Origin of the sequence: Pantoea sp. App145, assembly GCF_047947045.1 — a bacterium.
Lineage (GTDB): Bacteria > Pseudomonadota > Gammaproteobacteria > Enterobacterales > Enterobacteriaceae > Pantoea.
This window is the reverse complement of sequence record NZ_CP133290.1, coordinates 4,152,473-4,170,306: the sequence shown is the minus strand read 5'-3', so window position 1 is coordinate 4,170,306 and position 17,834 is coordinate 4,152,473. Positions and strand designations below refer to the sequence as shown.

The 17,834-nt window shown below is 58.6% G+C and carries 16 protein-coding genes; 7 read left to right on the top strand and 9 right to left on the bottom strand.

Going from position 1 to position 17,834, the window contains the following annotated elements:
* Positions 1-19: 19 nt before the first annotated feature.
* The 4 genes from truA to RCF31_RS19320 all read right to left on the bottom strand — a co-directional run bounded on the left by truA (position 20) and on the right by RCF31_RS19320 (position 3,878).
* Entirely contained in the window at positions 20-826 is an 807-nt protein-coding gene (gene truA, locus RCF31_RS19335; protein ID WP_084876150.1) for a tRNA pseudouridine(38-40) synthase TruA, read from the bottom strand.
* Positions 826-1,836 carry an aspartate-semialdehyde dehydrogenase gene (locus RCF31_RS19330; protein ID WP_299445269.1) on the bottom strand — a complete coding sequence of 337 codons (1,011 nt, stop codon included), beginning with the start codon at positions 1,834-1,836 and terminating at the stop codon, positions 826-828. The genes truA and RCF31_RS19330 overlap by 1 nt, the downstream gene beginning before the upstream one ends.
* A gap of 70 nt (positions 1,837-1,906) precedes the next feature.
* Positions 1,907-3,046, bottom strand: coding sequence for a 4-phosphoerythronate dehydrogenase PdxB (pdxB, locus tag RCF31_RS19325; protein ID WP_416412008.1), 1,140 nt, complete (start codon positions 3,044-3,046; stop codon positions 1,907-1,909).
* A 52-nt stretch (positions 3,047-3,098) separates the two neighbouring features.
* The gene (locus tag RCF31_RS19320) at positions 3,099-3,878 is read right to left on the bottom strand and encodes an AraC family transcriptional regulator (RefSeq protein ID WP_416412007.1); all 780 of its coding nucleotides are present in this window, start codon (positions 3,876-3,878) and stop codon (positions 3,099-3,101) included.
* 95 nt (positions 3,879-3,973) lie between these two features.
* Between RCF31_RS19320 and RCF31_RS19315 the strand changes: the two genes are divergently transcribed.
* On the top strand, positions 3,974-4,879 hold the full coding sequence (locus RCF31_RS19315; protein WP_416412006.1) for a DMT family transporter: 906 nt from the start codon (positions 3,974-3,976) through the stop codon (positions 4,877-4,879).
* On the opposite strand, the gene RCF31_RS19310 is transcribed toward RCF31_RS19315, so the two are convergent.
* Positions 4,866-6,245 carry a sensor histidine kinase gene (locus tag RCF31_RS19310; RefSeq protein WP_416412005.1) on the bottom strand — a complete coding sequence of 460 codons (1,380 nt, stop codon included), beginning with the start codon at positions 6,243-6,245 and terminating at the stop codon, positions 4,866-4,868. The two genes, RCF31_RS19315 and RCF31_RS19310, sit on opposite strands and share 14 nt — an antisense overlap.
* Positions 6,236-6,907: a transcriptional regulator TctD gene (gene tctD, locus RCF31_RS19305; protein ID WP_416412004.1), complete on the bottom strand. Its 672-nt coding sequence runs from the start codon at positions 6,905-6,907 to the stop codon at positions 6,236-6,238. Before tctD ends, RCF31_RS19310 begins: the two co-directional genes overlap by 10 nt.
* Positions 6,908-7,072: 165 nt before the next feature.
* Here tctD and RCF31_RS19300 point away from each other — a divergent pair, with 165 nt between their 5' ends.
* The 4 genes from RCF31_RS19300 to flk all read left to right on the top strand — a co-directional run bounded on the left by RCF31_RS19300 (position 7,073) and on the right by flk (position 11,107).
* Complete coding sequence (locus RCF31_RS19300; protein ID WP_416413298.1) at positions 7,073-8,005, top strand: Bug family tripartite tricarboxylate transporter substrate binding protein; 933 nt, start codon at positions 7,073-7,075, stop codon at positions 8,003-8,005.
* A gap of 11 nt (positions 8,006-8,016) precedes the next feature.
* The gene (locus tag RCF31_RS19295) at positions 8,017-8,448 is read left to right on the top strand and encodes a tripartite tricarboxylate transporter TctB family protein (RefSeq protein WP_416412003.1); all 432 of its coding nucleotides are present in this window, start codon (positions 8,017-8,019) and stop codon (positions 8,446-8,448) included.
* A 12-nt stretch (positions 8,449-8,460) separates the two neighbouring features.
* Positions 8,461-9,969 carry a tripartite tricarboxylate transporter permease gene (locus RCF31_RS19290; protein WP_416413297.1) on the top strand — a complete coding sequence of 503 codons (1,509 nt, stop codon included), beginning with the start codon at positions 8,461-8,463 and terminating at the stop codon, positions 9,967-9,969.
* Between the two features lie 106 nt (positions 9,970-10,075).
* Positions 10,076-11,107, top strand: a complete 1,032-nt coding sequence (gene flk / locus RCF31_RS19285; protein WP_416412002.1) for a flagella biosynthesis regulator Flk — start codon at positions 10,076-10,078, stop codon at positions 11,105-11,107.
* Position 11,108: 1 nt separating this feature from the next.
* Here the strand turns inward: flk and RCF31_RS19280 are convergent, their stop codons facing one another.
* The gene (locus tag RCF31_RS19280; protein ID WP_416412001.1) at positions 11,109-11,552 is read right to left on the bottom strand and encodes a rhodanese-like domain-containing protein; all 444 of its coding nucleotides are present in this window, start codon (positions 11,550-11,552) and stop codon (positions 11,109-11,111) included.
* Between the two features lie 86 nt (positions 11,553-11,638).
* Between RCF31_RS19280 and RCF31_RS19275 the strand changes: the two genes are divergently transcribed.
* Entirely contained in the window at positions 11,639-13,078 is a 1,440-nt protein-coding gene (locus tag RCF31_RS19275; protein WP_416412000.1) for a PLP-dependent aminotransferase family protein, read from the top strand.
* On the opposite strand, the gene RCF31_RS19270 is transcribed toward RCF31_RS19275, so the two are convergent.
* The gene (locus RCF31_RS19270) at positions 13,041-14,222 is read right to left on the bottom strand and encodes an MFS transporter (RefSeq protein ID WP_409521655.1); all 1,182 of its coding nucleotides are present in this window, start codon (positions 14,220-14,222) and stop codon (positions 13,041-13,043) included. The two genes, RCF31_RS19275 and RCF31_RS19270, sit on opposite strands and share 38 nt — an antisense overlap.
* A 210-nt stretch (positions 14,223-14,432) precedes the next feature.
* Complete coding sequence (gene fabB, locus RCF31_RS19265) at positions 14,433-15,653, bottom strand: beta-ketoacyl-ACP synthase I (protein ID WP_299449222.1); 1,221 nt, start codon at positions 15,651-15,653, stop codon at positions 14,433-14,435.
* Positions 15,654-15,808: 155 nt separating this feature from the next.
* On the opposite strand from fabB, the gene mnmC reads away from it, so the two are divergent.
* Positions 15,809-17,821 carry a bifunctional tRNA (5-methylaminomethyl-2-thiouridine)(34)-methyltransferase MnmD/FAD-dependent 5-carboxymethylaminomethyl-2-thiouridine(34) oxidoreductase MnmC gene (gene mnmC / locus RCF31_RS19260; RefSeq protein ID WP_416411999.1) on the top strand — a complete coding sequence of 671 codons (2,013 nt, stop codon included), beginning with the start codon at positions 15,809-15,811 and terminating at the stop codon, positions 17,819-17,821.
* Positions 17,822-17,834: the final 13 nt, after the last annotated feature.

The following is a 17,834-nucleotide window of genomic DNA, read 5'->3' as shown; positions in this document are numbered from 1 at the left end:
TTACATCCTTCGGTAACAGTTAATCTGCGAGGAACAACGGTCCCAGCGCAGGCTGAGGTAACGCAAAGTGGGATGGATAATCCACCGCCACCAAATACAAACCCTCGGCTCGGGCCGTTGCGGCCGCAAGTGTGCGATCTTTCGCTGCCAGTAACGTTGCCATCCAGTCTTCCGGCTGATTACCACAGCCAATTTCCATCAGGCTACCCACGATATTGCGCACCATATGATGCACAAACGCATTGGCCTTAATATCGACAATGACGTATGGCCCCTGGCGCGTGACGTTCAGATGCATCACATTGCGCCACGGCGTACGTGACTGGCACTGCACCGCGCGAAACGACGTGAAATCATTTTCGCCCAGCAGACACTGACCGGCGCGCTGCATCTTTTCGGCATCCAGCGGATGGTAAAAATGGGTTACACCATTGCCGAGAATCGCCGGACGCAGCCGCTGGTTGTATATCACGTAGCGATAACGGCGCGCCGTGGCGCTGAAGCGGGCATGAAACTCGTCCGGCACCGCTTTCACCCAGCGCACCGCGATATCCGGTGGCAGATTGGCGTTGACGCCCAGCGTCCAGGCTCCGTCGGCACGCTGCGAAGTGGTTTCAAAATGCACCACCTGACCGGTGCCGTGCACGCCGGCATCAGTACGCCCGGCGCAGAACACGCTGACCGGATGATTCGCCACTTGCGACAGCGCTTTTTCCAGCTTTTCCTGCACGCTGCGGACTTCCTGCTGCCGCTGCCAGCCGTAGTAACGGCTGCCGTCATATTCAATGCCTAACGCCAGCTTATGCGTGTTACCTTCAGACAACATTAATACAGATACTCCTGCACTAACTTCTCAGCAGTTTTCACCGCCATCAGCGCACCGCCGAAACGGATGTTGTCCGCCACCGACCAGAATTGCAGCAGCTCAGGAATACCATAATCATTGCGGACACAGCCGATGCTCAGCTCACCGTTACCGGAAGCATCCTGCACCTGGGTTGGGTAGTCGCCTTCGTCGCTGAGACGGATATCATCCGCCCGCGCCAGTTCATCCCGCGCTTCTTCGGCAGACAGCGGACGCAGATTCTCCAGGTGTACGATTTGCGCATTGCCGTAGAACACCGGCACCTGCACGCTGCTCACTGCAATCGGTAAGCCTTCGTCCTGCAACACCTTGCGTACCTGATCCACCAGACGACGTTCACTTTCCACGCTGCCCTGGCTGTCCACCAGCTGCGGCAGCAGGTTGAACGCCAGCTGGCGACCATAATAATGTTCATCCGCCGGGACGCCGTTCAGCAAACGCGCGCTCTCTCCGGCCAGCGCATCCACCGCGCTTTTACCATCACTGGAGACGGAAATCAGGTTGGTCACCTGTAAACGGCCCAGACCGGCGGCTTCCACCAGCGGTTTGATGGCACTCAGTAACTGGCTGACCAGGCTATCCGCTACGCAAATGATGTTGCGGTTGCGATAATCCGCCAGCACTTGTGGATTGACATCCGGCACCACCAGCGGCACATCCGGCTCCAGCGCGAACAAATCGCTGCTGTCGATCACCAGGCAACCCTGGCTGGCCGCTTCTTCGGCGTAACGCGCGGCGGCGTTTCGCCCCGCAGCGAAAAACGCCAGCTGGGCCTGGGACCAGTCAAATTCTGCCGCATCCTCTACCCGCACCGAGCGCCCTTCGAAACGCTTAATTTCGCCTGCGCCGTTTTCGCTCGCCAGCAAATAGATTTCACCAACCGGGAACTGGCGTTCCGCCAGCAGTTCCAGTACAGCGTTCCCTACTGCGCCTGTCGCGCCCAATAGCGCAATATTCCAGCCGTCAGACATGTTGGTTTACTCCAGACAATGACATAAAAACAGAAGGCGGTGATATTCACCGCCCATTAATTCGGACAAATCAGGCACCTGCCGGTTGCAGCGTGGCGCGGAACCCGAGTTGATTAAGCATGTCCGCCGCCCCGGCATCATCGCAAATCACCTGCAATGATGACCATTCGCGGCGTTCTTCATATTGCTTACGCAAGCGGTCAAACTCGCCCGGCTGCGCCGCCACTTTACGCAGCGGAGCATCATCGCGGCGCACATCATACACCAGGTGCACCAGACGTTTCAGCACTGGCTGGTCAAGCTTGCCGTGTAAGGTAATGCTGCCAAACTCCGGGGGTGGCAGCAGGCTGTCCAGCGGTACCTGTTGCGGCTGACCGAGAAACTCACACCAGGCTTCAAACACCTGCGTGGTACCGCGCGCTTTGCCTTCGAGGGTGTAACCGGCGATATGGGCGGTGGCAATGTCTACCTTATCCAGCAGTTCCAGCGACAGCTCCGGTTCCGGCTCCCACACATCCAGCACCACGCTGAGATCCTGGCGCATATTCAGCACCTCCAGCAGTGCCGCGTTATCCACCACCGGGCCACGACAGGCGTTGATCAGAATGGTATTTGGTCGCAGCGCCATCAGCAGCGCCGCATCCGCCAGATGCCAGCTTTTATACCGGCCATCTTTAAACAACGGCGTATGGAAGGTGAGAATATCGGCCTGCGCCACCAGTTCATCCAGCGAGTGGAAAACTTCCGCATCACCGCGATCGGCACGCGGCGGATCGCACAACAGGGTTTTCACGCCCCACGCCTGCAAGCGTTTTTGCAGACGACCACCGACATTGCCCACGCCGACAATCCCCACGGTACGATCGCGCAGGTTAAAACCATCGCGCTCCGCCAGCAGCAGCAGCGAGGAGAAGACATATTCCACCACTGCGATGGCGTTGCAGCCCGGCGCGGCGGAGAAGGCGATGCCCGCCTCCACCAGCGAGGTCTCATCGATATGGTCGGTGCCCGCCGTCGCGGTACCGACAAATTTCACCGGCGTACCGGCCAGCAGCGCCGCATTGACTTTGGTGACTGACCGCACCATCAGCCCGCTGGCATCAGCGAGTTCAGCTTCCGGTAAGGGACGTCCCGGCACCGCCAGCACCTCACCGGTGCGGCTAAAGAGTTCACGGGCATACGGCATGTTTTCATCGACGAGAATTTTCACCACGGCAGTCCTGTAAATTCGAAAGGCCCATATTCTGGCACAAAGCCATTGATTAACCTAACCGGCTACGATAGCGATCCGGTGTGGTCCCGGCCTGGTGCTGAAACATGACAATCAGCGCCGAGGCGGAGCTGTAGCCCAACTCAAAAGCAATCGCCTGTACACTCATCCCCTGCTCCAGCAAGGCAATCGCACGCAAAAAACGCAGGCGTTGTCGCCACTCGCTAAAGGACATATGCAGCTGCTGCTGGCAACGCCGCGCCAGCGTACGCTCGGTGGTAAACACCCGTTTAGCCCATTGTGCCAGCGTGGTGTTATCGCCGGGATGCGCCTGGAGCGCGTGCAGAATCGGTGCCAGCAATTTGTCATCCGAGGTGGGCAGATAGCTTTTATGCAATGGCGCGAGGCGCAGCCGGTCACACAGCACCTCGCACAATCGCCAGTCTGCTTCACTGCGTGGCTGCTCCAGGTTGCGTTGGGCAAACTCGTCCATAATGGCATGAACGATGGCATCCGCATTCAACAGGCAGGCTTGTGATGGCAAGCCCAGGCAAAGATCGGCGGCAATATTGAAGGTGCGAAACTGCGCTTGACGATGGTTATAGCTGCTGTGGCGCTGGCCGGATGGGATCCAGATCGGCATATCGGCTGGCGTCAGCAGGCGCTCCCCTTCCACCTCCATCTCCAGCACATGGCTTTTGACGAAAATCAGCTGCCCCCAGGGATGGGCGTGGGGCAGATATTCGGTATTGGCGTTGGCCTGCTCGAAGCGCATAAAGTAGCGCAGCTGTGAGGCATCGAGCGGCGGCTGATATTCAACCTGTAAACTCATTCTGTCCGGTCATTAATGATTTTTGTCCGATTTTAGTTATCTGTCTTAAACCGGTCAAATGTAAACTTTTCGCGTTTACTTTCTGGAGCCGTACGATGAATTTTCTCTTTCCGCTGGTGGCGGTGCTGATCTGGTCGATCAACACCATCGTCAGCAAACTCTCCGCCGGGAGCATCGATCCCGCCGCCATCTCCTTTTATCGCTGGATTCTGGCGCTGGTGGTGCTGACGCCGTTTGCGTTGCCTGACGTCTGGCGTCATCGTCGGCAAATTATCGCCAGCAGCGGACGCCTGCTGATCCTCGGCCTCCTCGGTATGGTGCTGTATCAAAGCCTTGCCTATTACGCGGCGCATAGCGTATCGGCGGTGATGATGGGGATTCTTGGGGCCACCATTCCACTGCTGACCATTCTGCTCAGCCTGGTGGTGTTACGTCTGGCTCCGACGCGCGGGATTTTAATTGGCGGATTGCTGTCGTTTGCCGGTCTGGTGTGGCTGGTCAGCGCTGGCAACCCGGCACAGCTGCTGCATCAGCGCCTCGGCAATGGTGAATTGATGATGCTGGCCGCTTCAACCTCCTACGCGTTGTACGGCGTGCTGACCAAACGCTGGGCCATCCCTCTGCCGACCTGGCAAAGTTTATATGTGCAGATTTTCTTTGGCGTGCTGTTGCTGCTGCCCGGCTTTCTGCGCACGCCGGATGTGTCGCTTAATGCGCATAATATCCCGCTGGTGCTGTTTGCCGGGCTGTTCGCGTCGATCATCGCCCCATTCCTGTGGATCCTCGGCGTGCAGCGCCTCGGGGCCAGCACCACCAGCATCTTTATGAATTTTGTCCCGGCCTTTACCGCCGTCATTGCGATCCTGTTCCTGCATGAACAGCTGCATGGTTATCACTGGATTGGCGGCGGCATGACGTTGCTGGGGGTGATTCTGGCACAGCGGCTGCGCACGCCGTTACGTCGCCCCCGGACAGTCACGCCCCCTGTCAGTGGAAGCTGATCGTCACCCGTAGCCCGCCCAGTTGCGGGCTGCGGTCCAGCCTTAACTCAGCGCCATGCCAGGCGCAGATATCTTTTACCAGCGCCAGACCAATACCGGCACCGGGTTGTTGCTGGACGTTATCCAGCCGCGAGAAAGGTTGCAGCGCCTGTTGCTGCTGGGCATCGTCAATCCCTGGCCCGCTATCCTCAATGGTCATCACCCCGCAGGCGATGCATGCCGTCACGGTGCCGTGTACGGGGGTGTACTTGATGGCGTTATCCAGCAGGTTGCTGCACAACTCCGCCAGCAGCAGCGCATCGCCCTGTACCTGACATTGGCTATCCCCTTCGTAACCGAGATCGATCTGCTTATGGCGCGCCGCTGCATAGCCACTGAAGCATGCCTGCTGCGCAATGGCCGCCAGCTCAACACGCTCCAGCGGTTTATCTTCGCCGTGGCGGGCTTTAATCTGCGCCAGCTGCAACAGTCGATCGGTGAGATGTACGGTGTCGTCCAGGGTATGGCGCATCCCCTGTAGGCTTTCACGCCATTGCCGTGGATCGTCGCTGTTAAGTGCCACGCCCACCTGGGTTTTCAGAATGGTGAGCGGCGTGCGCAGTTGGTGGGACACATCGGCGCTAAAACGTTCCTGACGCGCCAGCAAACCACGCAACCGCTCCAGATGACGGTTGAACGCGATAATCAGCGGCTGTAGCTCGGACCAGGGCAGCAATGACGGCAAAGGCTGCAACTCCCCCGGAGCACGGCGCAGAACGATGCGCGACAAACGACGCAATGGGCGTAGCACCTTACGCAACAACAACCCCGCCAGAATCAGGGTGATCAGCACCAGAATGCTTTGGCTGATCAGCGCGGTACGTAATAAACCCTCGGCAAAGGCATGGCGAGAATTAAGGGTTTCCGCCACCAGTACCAGCGCCATGCCCTCCACGCCCTCTTCACTAATCGGTTGCCACAGGGCAACCACCCGAATCGGCTGCTGGCGATAGCGGGCATCGTAGAAATGAACCAGCGCCGGAAACAAGGTGGAAAGCGGCGCATTACGCGGCAGCGGCGGTAAATCCTCGTAGCCTGACAACGTTTGCCCTTCTGGCGAGATCACCTGATAGAAAAGTTGATCGTTCATATTGCGTTCAAAACTGTCGAGCACCACCCAGGGAACATCCACCTGCAATTGTCGCTGCCGCACCACCAGCCGTTCAGCCACGGTGCGCGCGGAAGCCACCAGCGAACGATCATAAGCCTGATTCGCCGCCTGAAGCGCGCTGTAATAATGGGTGTATACCGATAATCCCCACAGCAGCAGCAGCGGCACACCCAGCCATAGCAGCAACTCGCCGCGCAGCGAGCGAATCAGGCGCATGGCTGACACTCAAGGCTATAGCCCAACCCGCGCAGCGTGACGATCGCCACATCACTGCCCGCCAGTTTTTTACGCACCCGGTGCACATATAACTCTATGGTTTCCGGGCTGGCCTCATCACACAGGGAAAAAGTTTGTTCATAGAGATGCTGGCGCGATACCGGGTGGCCGGGACGCCGCATTAAGGTGGTCAGCACGCTGGCTTCACGCGGGGTCAGATGTAATGGCTGGCGATTCAGCAGGAAACAACCTTCATTGTCCCGCTCCAGCTGGCCGATCACTTGCGATTGCGGCGTTTGCCCGTGGCTGCGGCGCAGCAAGGCACGCAGCCGGGCTTCCAGCTCATCCAGCTCGAAGGGTTTGGTCAGATAATCATCTGCCCCGGCGTTCAGCCCCTGTACCCGCTGTGCCAGCGCGTTACGTGCGGTCAGCAGCAAGACGGGGACGTTCTGCCCACGCCGTCGGAGCCGCGCCAGCACCTCAAGACCATTCATACGCGGCAGCGTCACGTCCAGCACCACCAGGGCATACTCTTCGCTTTGCAGCACATGATCCGCCGCCACACCGTCAGCCACCCAATCTATCGTAAATCCTTTTTGTGTCAGCGCTTTTTGCAACCAGCTCGCCAGCTCGACCGTGTCTTCCACCAGTAAGAGACGCATGTCACACCCCGCCATTTTCCCCGAGGAATGAAAGGTAAATGAAAGGTTGTCACCTTAACAATTCATTAACCGCGAATTTTCGGCGGTAATCACAAACTGGAATCATCAATGGAGCGACAAATGAAAAACAACATTCGCACCCTCCTCGCCACAACCTTACTGGCTATGTCGGTTTCCACCGCGTTCGCGGCGGCACCAGAGCGTACTGAATGTATCGCCCCGGCAAAACCGGGCGGTGGTTTTGATCTCACCTGTAAGTTGTTGCAGGTTTCGATGCAGGAAACCGGACAAATCACTACCCCAATGCGCGTTACTTATATGCCAGGTGGCGTAGGTGCGGTGGCGTACAACGCCATCGTTGCGCAACGTCCGGCAGAAGCCGGGACGGTCGTTGCCTATTCCGGTGGGTCATTGCTCAATCTTTCCCAAGGCAAGTTTGGTCGCTATACCGTGGATGATGTGAAGTGGCTGGCGGCAATCGGGACTGATTACGGCATGGTTGCGGTACGCAATGATGCACCGTGGCAAAACCTCGGTGAACTGATGGAGGCAATGAAAAAAGATCCCACCAAAGTGGTGGTGGGTGCGGGGGCTTCCATCGGCAGCCAGGACTGGATGAAGACCGCACTGCTGGCGCGCGAGGGCGGTATCGATCCACGCAAAATGCGTTACGTCGCCTTTGAGGGCGGCGGTGAGCCCGTCACCGCACTGCTCGGGAATCATATCCAGGTCGTCTCAGGAGATATGAGTGAAATGGTGCCTCATCTGCAAAGTGGCAAGTTACGCGTGCTGGCAGTGATGGCCGACCAGCGCCTGCCAGGCGAGCTGGCTAACGTCCCCACCGCTAAAGAGCAGGGATTCAACGTTTCCTGGCCGATTATCCGCGGTTACTACCTCGGCCCGAAGGTAAGTGATGCCGATTATCAATGGTGGGAAGCGGCGTTTAAAAAGCTGGTCACGACGAAAGAATTCCAGCAGCAGCGCGATATGCGCGGCCTGTTCGAATTCAACATGTTCGGCAGTGAGCTGGATAGCTATGTGAAGAAGCAGGTTGCTGACTACCGCGAACAGGCTAAATCCTTCGGTCTGGCAAAATAATGGGGGCGATAATGAGCGATCGTATTTTCGCCGCTATCTGGCTGGCGCTCTGTATCGGCGGGCTGTTTATCGCCTGGCAAATTCAAAGCGAATACAGCTATGAGCCGGTTGGACCCCGTCCGTTTCCGATGATGTTGCTGGGGCTGATGGCGGTATGCGCGTTACTGATGCTGCTGCGTAAGCCCGATAACGTGCAGTGGCCTGCGCCTGCCACGCTGAAGAAGCTACTGATACTTTGTGTGTTGCTGCTGCTGTACGGCTGGTTTTTTGAACGACTGGGCTTTGCCCTGTGCACCACGCTGCTGACCTTCGGCATTGGCCTGCTGTTTGGTGCGCGCTGGTGGGCAGCGGTGATTTCCGGCGGCGTGATGGGTATTGCGCTGTTTTATGCCTTCGATCATCTGCTGGATGTCACGCTGCCGGTCGGCAGCTGGTTCAGTTAACGGGAGATAATGATGGATACCTGGTCTTTTCTGATGCAGGGTTTCGCCGTCGCCATGACGCCGGAAAACCTGATGATCGCCCTGATCGGATGCTTTATTGGCACCGTTGTCGGGTTATTGCCTGGTCTTGGGCCGATTAATGGCGTTGCGATTTTGATGCCGCTGGCGTTTGCCCTGCACTTACCGGCGGAGTCGGCGCTGATCCTGCTGGCGACAGTCTATATTGGCTGTGAATATGGCGGGCGCATCTCCTCGATTTTGCTCAATGTGCCGGGCGATGCCGGGGCGATTATGACCGCTCTCGACGGCTACCCGATGGCGCAGCAAGGCAAAGCAGGGGTAGCGCTTTCCATCTCCGCAGTCAGTTCTTTCGTCGGTTCCACCATCGCCATCATCGGCATCATTCTGTTCGCACCGCTGCTGGCTAACTGGTCGCTGGCGTTTGGTCCGGCGGAATACTTCGCGCTGATGGTGTTCGCCATCGCCTGCCTCGGCAGCATGATGAGCCACAACCCGCTGAAGTCATTTCTCGCCGCGTTGATAGGGCTGGGTATGGCGACGGTAGGCGTTGACGCCAATACCGGCGTGTATCGATTCACCTTCGACAGCGTGCATCTCTCCGATGGCATCCAGTTCGTGGTGGTAGTCATTGGGCTGTTCTCGGTCAGCGAGATTCTGCTGATGCTGGAATCCACCAGCAGCGGTCAGAAAATGGTGCGAGCCAGTGGCCGGATGATGTTCAATATGAAAGAGGCGGCGATGTCGACCGGCGCGACACTGCGCGCGTCCTTTATCGGCTTCTTTGTCGGCGTGCTACCCGGTGCCGGTGCGACCATTGCCAGCGCCATCGCGTATATGAGTGAGAAGAAAATCAGCGGCAGCGATCAATTCGGCAAAGGGGATATTCGCGGCGTGGCCGCGCCGGAAGCGGCGAATAACGCCTCCGCCTGCGGTTCCTTCATTCCGATGCTGACGCTGGGGATCCCCGGTTCCGGCACCACGGCGGTAATGGTGGGTGCGCTGACGCTGTACAACATCACCCCCGGCCCGGCGATGTTTACCGAACAGCCCGATATCGTCTGGGGATTGATTGCCGCGTTGTTGATCGGCAACGTGATGCTGCTGATCATGAACATCCCGATGATCAATATTTTCGCACGGATGCTGACCATTCCATTGTGGTTCCTGGTTCCGGCGATTGCCGCGATATCGGCAGTGGGTGTTTACGCGGTGCACAGTACCACTTTCGATTTATTGCTGATGGTGGGCCTGGGTATTTTCGGTTATATCCTGCGTAAGATGGATTTTCCGATGTCGCCGCTGATCCTCGGCTTTGTGCTGGGAGAAATGCTGGAGCAAAACCTGCGGCGCGCCTTGTCAATCAGCAACGGCAATCTGCCGATCCTATGGGAAAGCCTAATCTGCAAGGTATTGCTGGTGCTGGCGGTGTCGGTACTGGTCGTGCCACCATTGTGGAAACGCTGGCGACGTAAACGCCTGAAGCTGGCCGAGGCAAAATAATTTCCTGCTGCCTGCTGCCCCCGTGGATTTCCCGGGGGCTTTTGCTATCATATGGCCTCGTTTTTCCGGCGCACCCGGATCTGACTCAGTTTTCAAGGATTCCGCCATGCAACCTCTCAGCGGTCCCGGTGTGCCCTCGGGCGATCGTTCCCCTCTTACCAACGCAGCTGGCTCTGCGCGCCCTGGTGCCCCGGCAGGCGAACAGCCATTATCTCCCGCTCAGCGCACCACGCTGGAACGCCTGATCGTACGTATCATGTCGCTCAGTACCCTGAAAGCCCCGGAATTGTGGGCCGGAGTGCGCCATGAAGTTGGCGTGAAAAACGATGCTGAACTGCAATCGCGCCACTTTCCCGCCGCCGAGCAGCATCTCAATAGTCGCTTAACCCAGGTGCAGGACAGCCACGCTACACGTCAGCTGTTGCAGCAACTGCTGGAGAAACTGCCGCTGGGCAATAACCGCCAGGCGGTGAGTGATTTTATCCGCCAGCAATTTAACCAGACGGTACTGAGCGCGCTGTCACCGGACCAGCTGCGTCAGGTGCTGACCATGCTGCAGAACGGCCAGATGGCGATCCCACAACCGCAGCAGACGCGTATCAGCGATCGATCACTGCTGCCTGCCGAACATCAGGCGCTGAATCAGCAGGTGACGCGCCTCGCCGCCAGCACCGGTGAATCGCCGGTGAAAGTGCTGGGGGATGTTCTGAAGTTGGTTAACCTGAAAAGTGGCGATCCGATTCCGTCACGCCATTTCCCGCTGTTGACGCAATATTTACAGGTGCGTCAGACGCTGAGCCAGCTGAGTTCGCCTACGCTGCACATGCTGGAAAGCTCGCTGAAGCAACCTTTGAGCGCCGATGAGCAGCGCTTGCTGGAGGATTACAGCCAGCAGCGTTTTCAGGCCACGCCGCAGATGGTACTGACCCCGGCGCAAACCCAGGATCTGCTCAACCTGCTGTTCAGCCGCCGCGCCGAAAAAAACCTCGAGCAGCCGCTGTCCGCCAGCGAACTGCGCCCACAACCCATCTGGGCACCGATCTTCAATCAGTTACCGGCACCTCTGGCGCAGCGCCCGGCGCTGACGTTAAGCCTGGCGCTGGTGGTGTTTATTTTCCTGATGTGGATATTCCTCTGATTCAGCAACCACATTGCGCGGCCGGGGCAGCGGTGGGCCATTCGCCCACCGCACTGCCCCACGCCATCGGGTGACCGTCTCGCTTCCAGAAATCCAGCCCACCAATCAATTCCTTGACCTGAAAACCTAATGCCGCCAGCTTCAGTGCCGCTTTGGTCGAACCATTGCAGCCGATGCCGTCACAATAGGTGATGTAAACTTTCTGCCGATCCAGCTGCGCGGTGGTAGCTTCGTTCATGGTGCGATGCGGGAAGGAGATCGCGCCGCAAATATGACCGGCCTGATACGCCTCCGTGGCACGTGCATCAAACACCACAATCTGCGCGATACCCGCCGCCAGATCTTCGGCTAAATCCCAGGCATCGGTGTAATACGCCAGTTTGTATTGCAGATAAACCAGACTTTCAGCGGCACTGGCCGGGGGGAAGGCTAAAACCGATGACATCGCATTCTCCTGTTGTGAATTTCCCTCAGTGTACGGCAAAGTGGTCTGCATCCTGATACCACTTTATCACCCCGGATAAGACCACTATGACGTCATCTCCCTTGCTGGCCCTGTTCAGTCATCAAAGCCAAGGCGGCCTGCGCGAACGGTTGTGCGGCACACTGCGCCAGGCGATTGCCAGCGGCCATCTGCGCTATGGACAAAAGGTGCCTTCCAGCCGCCAGCTGGCGATGGATCTCGGTCTTTCCCGCGTCACCGTGGAAGCCGCCTACGCTCAGCTGGAAAGTGAAGGCTATCTGCAGCGCCAGAGCGGACGCGGTACCTTTGTTGCCATCGCTATGCCAATGCGTGCGCAACCGGGTAAACAGCATGACATCCTGAATTTTTCAGTGCGTGGCAGCCAGGTGCTGGCAACGGGAGGATGTCAGGACCCACCGTTCCCGCAGGCATTTGCTGCCGGTTCACCAGAATTACGTGCGTTTCCACATACAGCATGGCGACGCATCAGCGCCAGCTTACAACGTTCACTGGGCAGCAAAGTGATGGGTTATGGCGATCCCTGCGGTTATGCGCCATTACGTCAGGCGGTGGCCGATTATCTGGCATTGTCGCGCGGCCTGCGTTGTGACGCCGGGCAGGTGATGATTCTGACCAGCTCACAACAGGCGTTACAGCTGCTGGCACTGATGTTTCTCGATAGCGGCGACGACGTCTGGCTGGAAGAACCGGGATATCCGGGAGCACGCAATGCCTTCCTCGCCGCCGGTGCGCACTGCCGCGCAATGCCACTGGATACTGAGGGGGCGGTCCCCCTCAGCGGCCGCGCAAAGCTGGTCTACCTCACCCCATCGCACCATTATCCCACTGGCATACCCATGAGCCTGGCGCGGCGATTACAGTGGCTGGCGTGGGCACGTCAACAGGATAGCTGGCTGATTGAGGATGATTACGATAGCGAGTTTCACTATGGTGAACGCCCACTGCCTGCGCTGCAGGGGCTGGAAGCGGAGAGCCGGGTCATTAGCCTCGGCACCTTTTCCAAAACGCTGTTCCCGTCACTCCGCCTCGCCTGGATGGTGGTGCCTCCGACGCTGGTTGATGCTCTCGGCCGCGCACGCAGCGTGCTGGACGGACACAGCGCGCTGTTGCCACAGGCGATCACCGCCGAATTTATCCAGCAGGGGCATTTTGCCAGCCACCTGCGCCTGATGCGCCAGCTGTACCACAGCCGTCGTGATGTGCTGCTGCAACAGATGTGCACACGCTGTGGCGACTGGCTGACGCCGCTCCCGGCAGCAGGTGGCCTGCAGCTGACGGTGAATTTATCGCAGGGCGATGAAGCGAAGTTGACCGATGAGGGGCGAGCGAGGGGCCTGCAACTGCCGCGTCTGTCGCCACTGTACGCGGGAGAGACGCAGCAGACTGGCTGGATACTGGGTTTCGCCGCGCTGACGCCCGGCGAAATTGTGGCTGCCTGCGATAAGCTGGTTATGCTGCTGTCGCGTGACGGGCAAAGCGCCAGGTAACCAGCATACCGAGCGCCGCACAGCAGGCGCCCGCGACATACACTGAACCGTAACCGAGCGCCGTCGCCAGCAGCCCGGTCAGCGGGCCACTGGCCCCGTAAGCGATATCCTGAAACGCGGAGAAGCCACCCAGCGCGGTTCCGCGAATCTGCGGCGAGACGCGTTTGATTACCTCCACGCCGAGCGCCGGGAAGATCAGCGAACAACCACAGCCGGTGAGCGCGGCCCCCAGCAACGCGACCCAGCCTTGTCCGGCCAGCGCCAGTAGCGTCAGACCGGCGGCTTCCACCAGCAGCGAGACCATCGCCACTCGCACACCACCGTGACGATCCGGCAAACCACCAAAGAACACGCGGACCAGCACAAAAGCACAGCCAAAGGCGGTCAGCGCGAAACCGGCGTTGCCCCACTCTTCAGCAGCAAAATAAAGCGAGGTAAAGGTACCGATGACCGCAAAGCCGGTACCCTGGAGCGCCAGCGCCAAACCGGGTTGAAAGATGGTTTTTATTACGCTGAACAGTGATGGGCGTTCTCCCCCCACCACCGGCACCGCTGAAATCCAGCTGTTTAACGCCAGCGACAGCAACGGTAGCAACAGGGCTGCCCCGCCGAGCGCGGCAAATCCGGCGTAATCGTGGATCAATAAACCCAGCGGCGCACCGGCAGCCAGCGATCCATAAATCGCCATCCCATTCCATGACATTACCAGCCCGGAACGTCTGGTCCCGACCAGGCCCATACCCCAGGTGAGATTGCCGGTTAGCAACAGGCTTTCACCGAAGCCGAGCAGCAGCCGACCTATCGCCAGCAGGCCGAACTTCGCCCACGGCGACACCGGCAGCAGCGCCGCCGCCAGATAGGCCACGCCCACCAGCGCGATCGCCATCATGCCATGCTGAGTGGTGAGTTTTGCGCCGTGCTGATCGGCACGCCGACCGGCGAAACTGCGCGTCAGCAGGGTGGCAAAGAACTGAATCCCCACCGCCACGCCAACCATGACGTTGTTCATGCCCAGCTCCTGGTGGACATACAACGGGATAACCGGCAGCGCCAGCCCTGCGGTGAGATAAGTCAGAAACACCGCAAAAGAGGTGCAGGCTAGAGGAAACACAGATTGCGTCTGCGCGTTTGCAGCCATAGACATAATGGACGTAACTCCTTGTTCTGAGACGTGCCATGCAGGCGAAAACCAGACACACGCACGTCTTCTGTGATTAACAGAAACGGGTGCGTTGATTCACGTGAACGCTTACGTATTACGAGATGAGGGAATTGATTGTGGCAAGCGAAGCGCAGAATGTCAAAATAGCGAGAGCCGGATTAACCGGCCCTCGAGGGAAAAATAGCCCTGAAATCAGGCGTTATATTTACGCATGGTCAGGGTGGCGTTGGTACCGCCGAAGCCGAAGCTGTTCGACATCACAGTAGTCAGCGCTTTTTCGGTCGGCTTAGTCACGATGTTCATGCCCTTCGCCGCGTCGTCCAGTTCTTCCACGTTGATGCTCGGGGCAATGAAGCTGTTTTCCAGCATCAGCAGGGTATAAATCGCTTCCTGCACGCCCGCCGCACCCAGTGAGTGGCCGGTCATCGCTTTGGTCGCGGAGATGTACGGGGTGTTGTCACCGAACACTTCGCGAATCGCCCCCAGTTCTTTCACATCGCCAACCGGGGTAGAAGTCCCGTGGGTGTTGAGGTAGTCGATCGGTGCGTCCAGACCCTGCATCGCCATTCTCATGCAGCGCACTGCGCCTTCACCTGACGGAGCGACCATGTCAGCGCCATCAGAGGTTGCACCGTAGCCGACGATTTCAGCATAGATGTGCGCACCACGAGCCAGTGCGTGCTCCAGTTCTTCCACCACAACCATACCGCCGCCGCCAGCAATGACGAAGCCGTCACGGTTAGCATCATAGGTACGTGAGGCTTTTTCCGGGGTTTCGTTGTATTTGGTGGAGAGCGCGCCCATGGCATCGAACTCACAGGCCATTTCCCAGCTCAGTTCTTCACCGCCGCCAGCAAACACGATGTCCTGTTTGCCCAGCTGGATCTGCTCAACCGCGTTACCGATGCAGTGTGCAGAAGTCGCACAGGCGGAGCTGATGGAGTAGTTCACACCGTGGATTTTGAACGGGGTTGCCAGGCAGGCAGACACGCCAGATGCCATGGCTTTGGTGACCACATACGGGCCAACCGCTTTCAGACCGCGCGGGCTGCGCATAGCATCCGCACCGAACACCTGAAAACGCGGGGAACCGCCGCCGGAACCGGCAATCAGGCCCACACGCGGGTTGTTCTGATACTGTTCTTCAGTCAGGCCGGAATCTTTAACCGCTTCCGCCATCGACAGGTACGCGTAAATAGAGGCATCGCTCATGAAACGCACAATTTTGCGATCGATAAGCCCGGTGGTATCCAGTTTTACGTTACCCCATACGTGGCTGCGCATCCCGGCTTCTTTCATCTCTTCGGAGAAAGTGATACCAGAACGCCCTTCACGCAGAGATGCCAGCACCTCCTGCTGGTTATTACCAATGCTGGAAACAATACCCAGGCCAGTAATCACTGCACGTTTCATTAAAATAGTCCTCTTCCACTTCTTTTGGATTGACGTGCACTCTAGCTTACAGTTGTAAGCCGAACAAGTCCGATCAGCCATTTCCTTTTGTAAATTTGCGTCATGTGATGGCTCTCGCTAAAATCACGCCACTGCCTGAAATATGGACCTTTCCCTTGAAGTTATCCCCGGTTGAACACGCACAGCTAAACTGGAACGAACAGGGTACACCTGTTTCGCAAGCCTTCGGCGATGTCTACTTCTCCAATGACAATGGTCTGGAGGAGACGCGCTATGTCTTCCTTGATGGCAACCAGATTCCGCAACGCTTCCCTGATCATGATCGTGACCTGTTTATCGTGGCGGAGAGCGGTTTTGGCACTGGCCTCAACTTTCTCACGCTGTGGCAGGCATTCGACCGTTTCCGTACTCAGCACCCCACCGCCCGCCTGCAGCGCCTGCACTTTATCAGCTGTGAAAAATTCCCACTGACCCACCCGGACCTGGTGGCGGCTCACGCCCACTGGCCGGAACTGCAACCCTGGGCCGAACAACTCCAGCAGCAATGGCCAGCGGCGTTACCGGGCTGCCAGCGGCTGCTGTTTGCTGGCGGTGAGGTCACGCTGGATCTGTGGCTAGGCGATATTAACGCGCTAATTGATACCTTTGATGACAGTCTGCATCGTCAGGTGGACGCCTGGTTTCTCGATGGTTTCGCGCCAGCGAAAAACCCGGAGATGTGGACGCCAGGCCTGTTTGCCGCCATGGCACGGATGGCGCGCCCGAACGGCACGCTGGCGACCTTCACCTCCGCCGGATTTGTCCGTCGCGGTTTGCAGGAAGCCGGGTTTAGCATCACCAAACGCAAAGGCTTTGGTCATAAACGCGAGATGCTGACCGGTGAGTTAACCACCGCCCCTACCCTGCCGCCGCGTCAGCCGTGGTATGCGCGACCAAAAGCGGATAGCCAGGACGTGGCGCTGATTGGCGGCGGCGTTGCCAGTGCGGTGCTGGCACTGGCGCTGTTGCGTCGCGGCTGGCGCGTGACCCTGTATTGCGCTGATGCAGCGGCGGCGCTGGGTGCTTCCGGCAATCGCCAGGGCGCGCTCTATCCGCTGCTGAATCAGCACGATCCCGCACTGGCTCGCTTTTTCCCGGCAGCATCCAGCTTTGCCCGCCGATTGTATGACGTGCTGCCGGTGAGCTTTGAGCACGACTGGAGCGGCGTGCTGCAACTCGGCTGGGACGAGAAAAGCGCCGACAAAATTTCCCAGATGCTGGATATGGGGCTGCCGCCGGCGATCGCCTACGGGGTCAATAAAGAACAAGCTGAAGCGCTGGCCGGTGTCGGGCTAGGTATGGGTGGCATTTATTATCCGCACGGTGGCTGGCTGTCGCCCTCAGAACTGACCAGCAACCTGCTGGAATTTGCCCAAAGCCAGGGCCTGCGGGTGCATTGGTTGCATCGCGTCAGCCAGCTGCAATGTCAGGAAGATGGCTGGAAACTGAGTTTTGTCGATAAACACCCGGTGCAGCATCAACAGGTGGTGCTGGCTAACGGCCATGCGCTGCTGGATATCGCCCAAAGTCAGCCGTTACCGGTGTATGCGGTGGCGGGCCAGGTCAGCCATGTGCCCACCAACCCAGCGCTGGGCGCGTTGCGCAGCGTACTGTGCTATGACGGCTATCTCACACCGGTCAGCCCGAATTATGCCACCCACTGCATCGGGGCCAGCTACCATCGCGGCGTGACCGACACCGCGTATCGCGCCGACGATCAGCAGGAAAATCGCCAGCGCCTGATGAATTGTCTGCCAGACGCCGGATGGCCAGCGCAGGTTGATGTCAGCGGCAGCGAAGCGCGTAACGGCGTACGCTGTGCCACGCGCGACCATTTGCCCATGGCAGGCAGCGTCCCGGATTACGATTCGACCCTGACGCAATACGCCCGGCTTGCCGAACAGCGCGCGCAAGGCGAGGTGGTGGCCAACGCCCCACTCTATGCGGGATTGTTTGTGCTGGGTGCGCTTGGATCGCGCGGATTATGCAGTGCGCCTTTGGCTGCTGAAGTGCTGGCCGCACAAATGAGTGGAGAACCACAACCGCTGGATGCGGCCACGCTGGCGGCAATGAACCCCAATCGCTACTGGGTCAGAAAACTACTGAAAGGGAAGAAGGCGGGACGGTAGGCGTTCCCCGCCC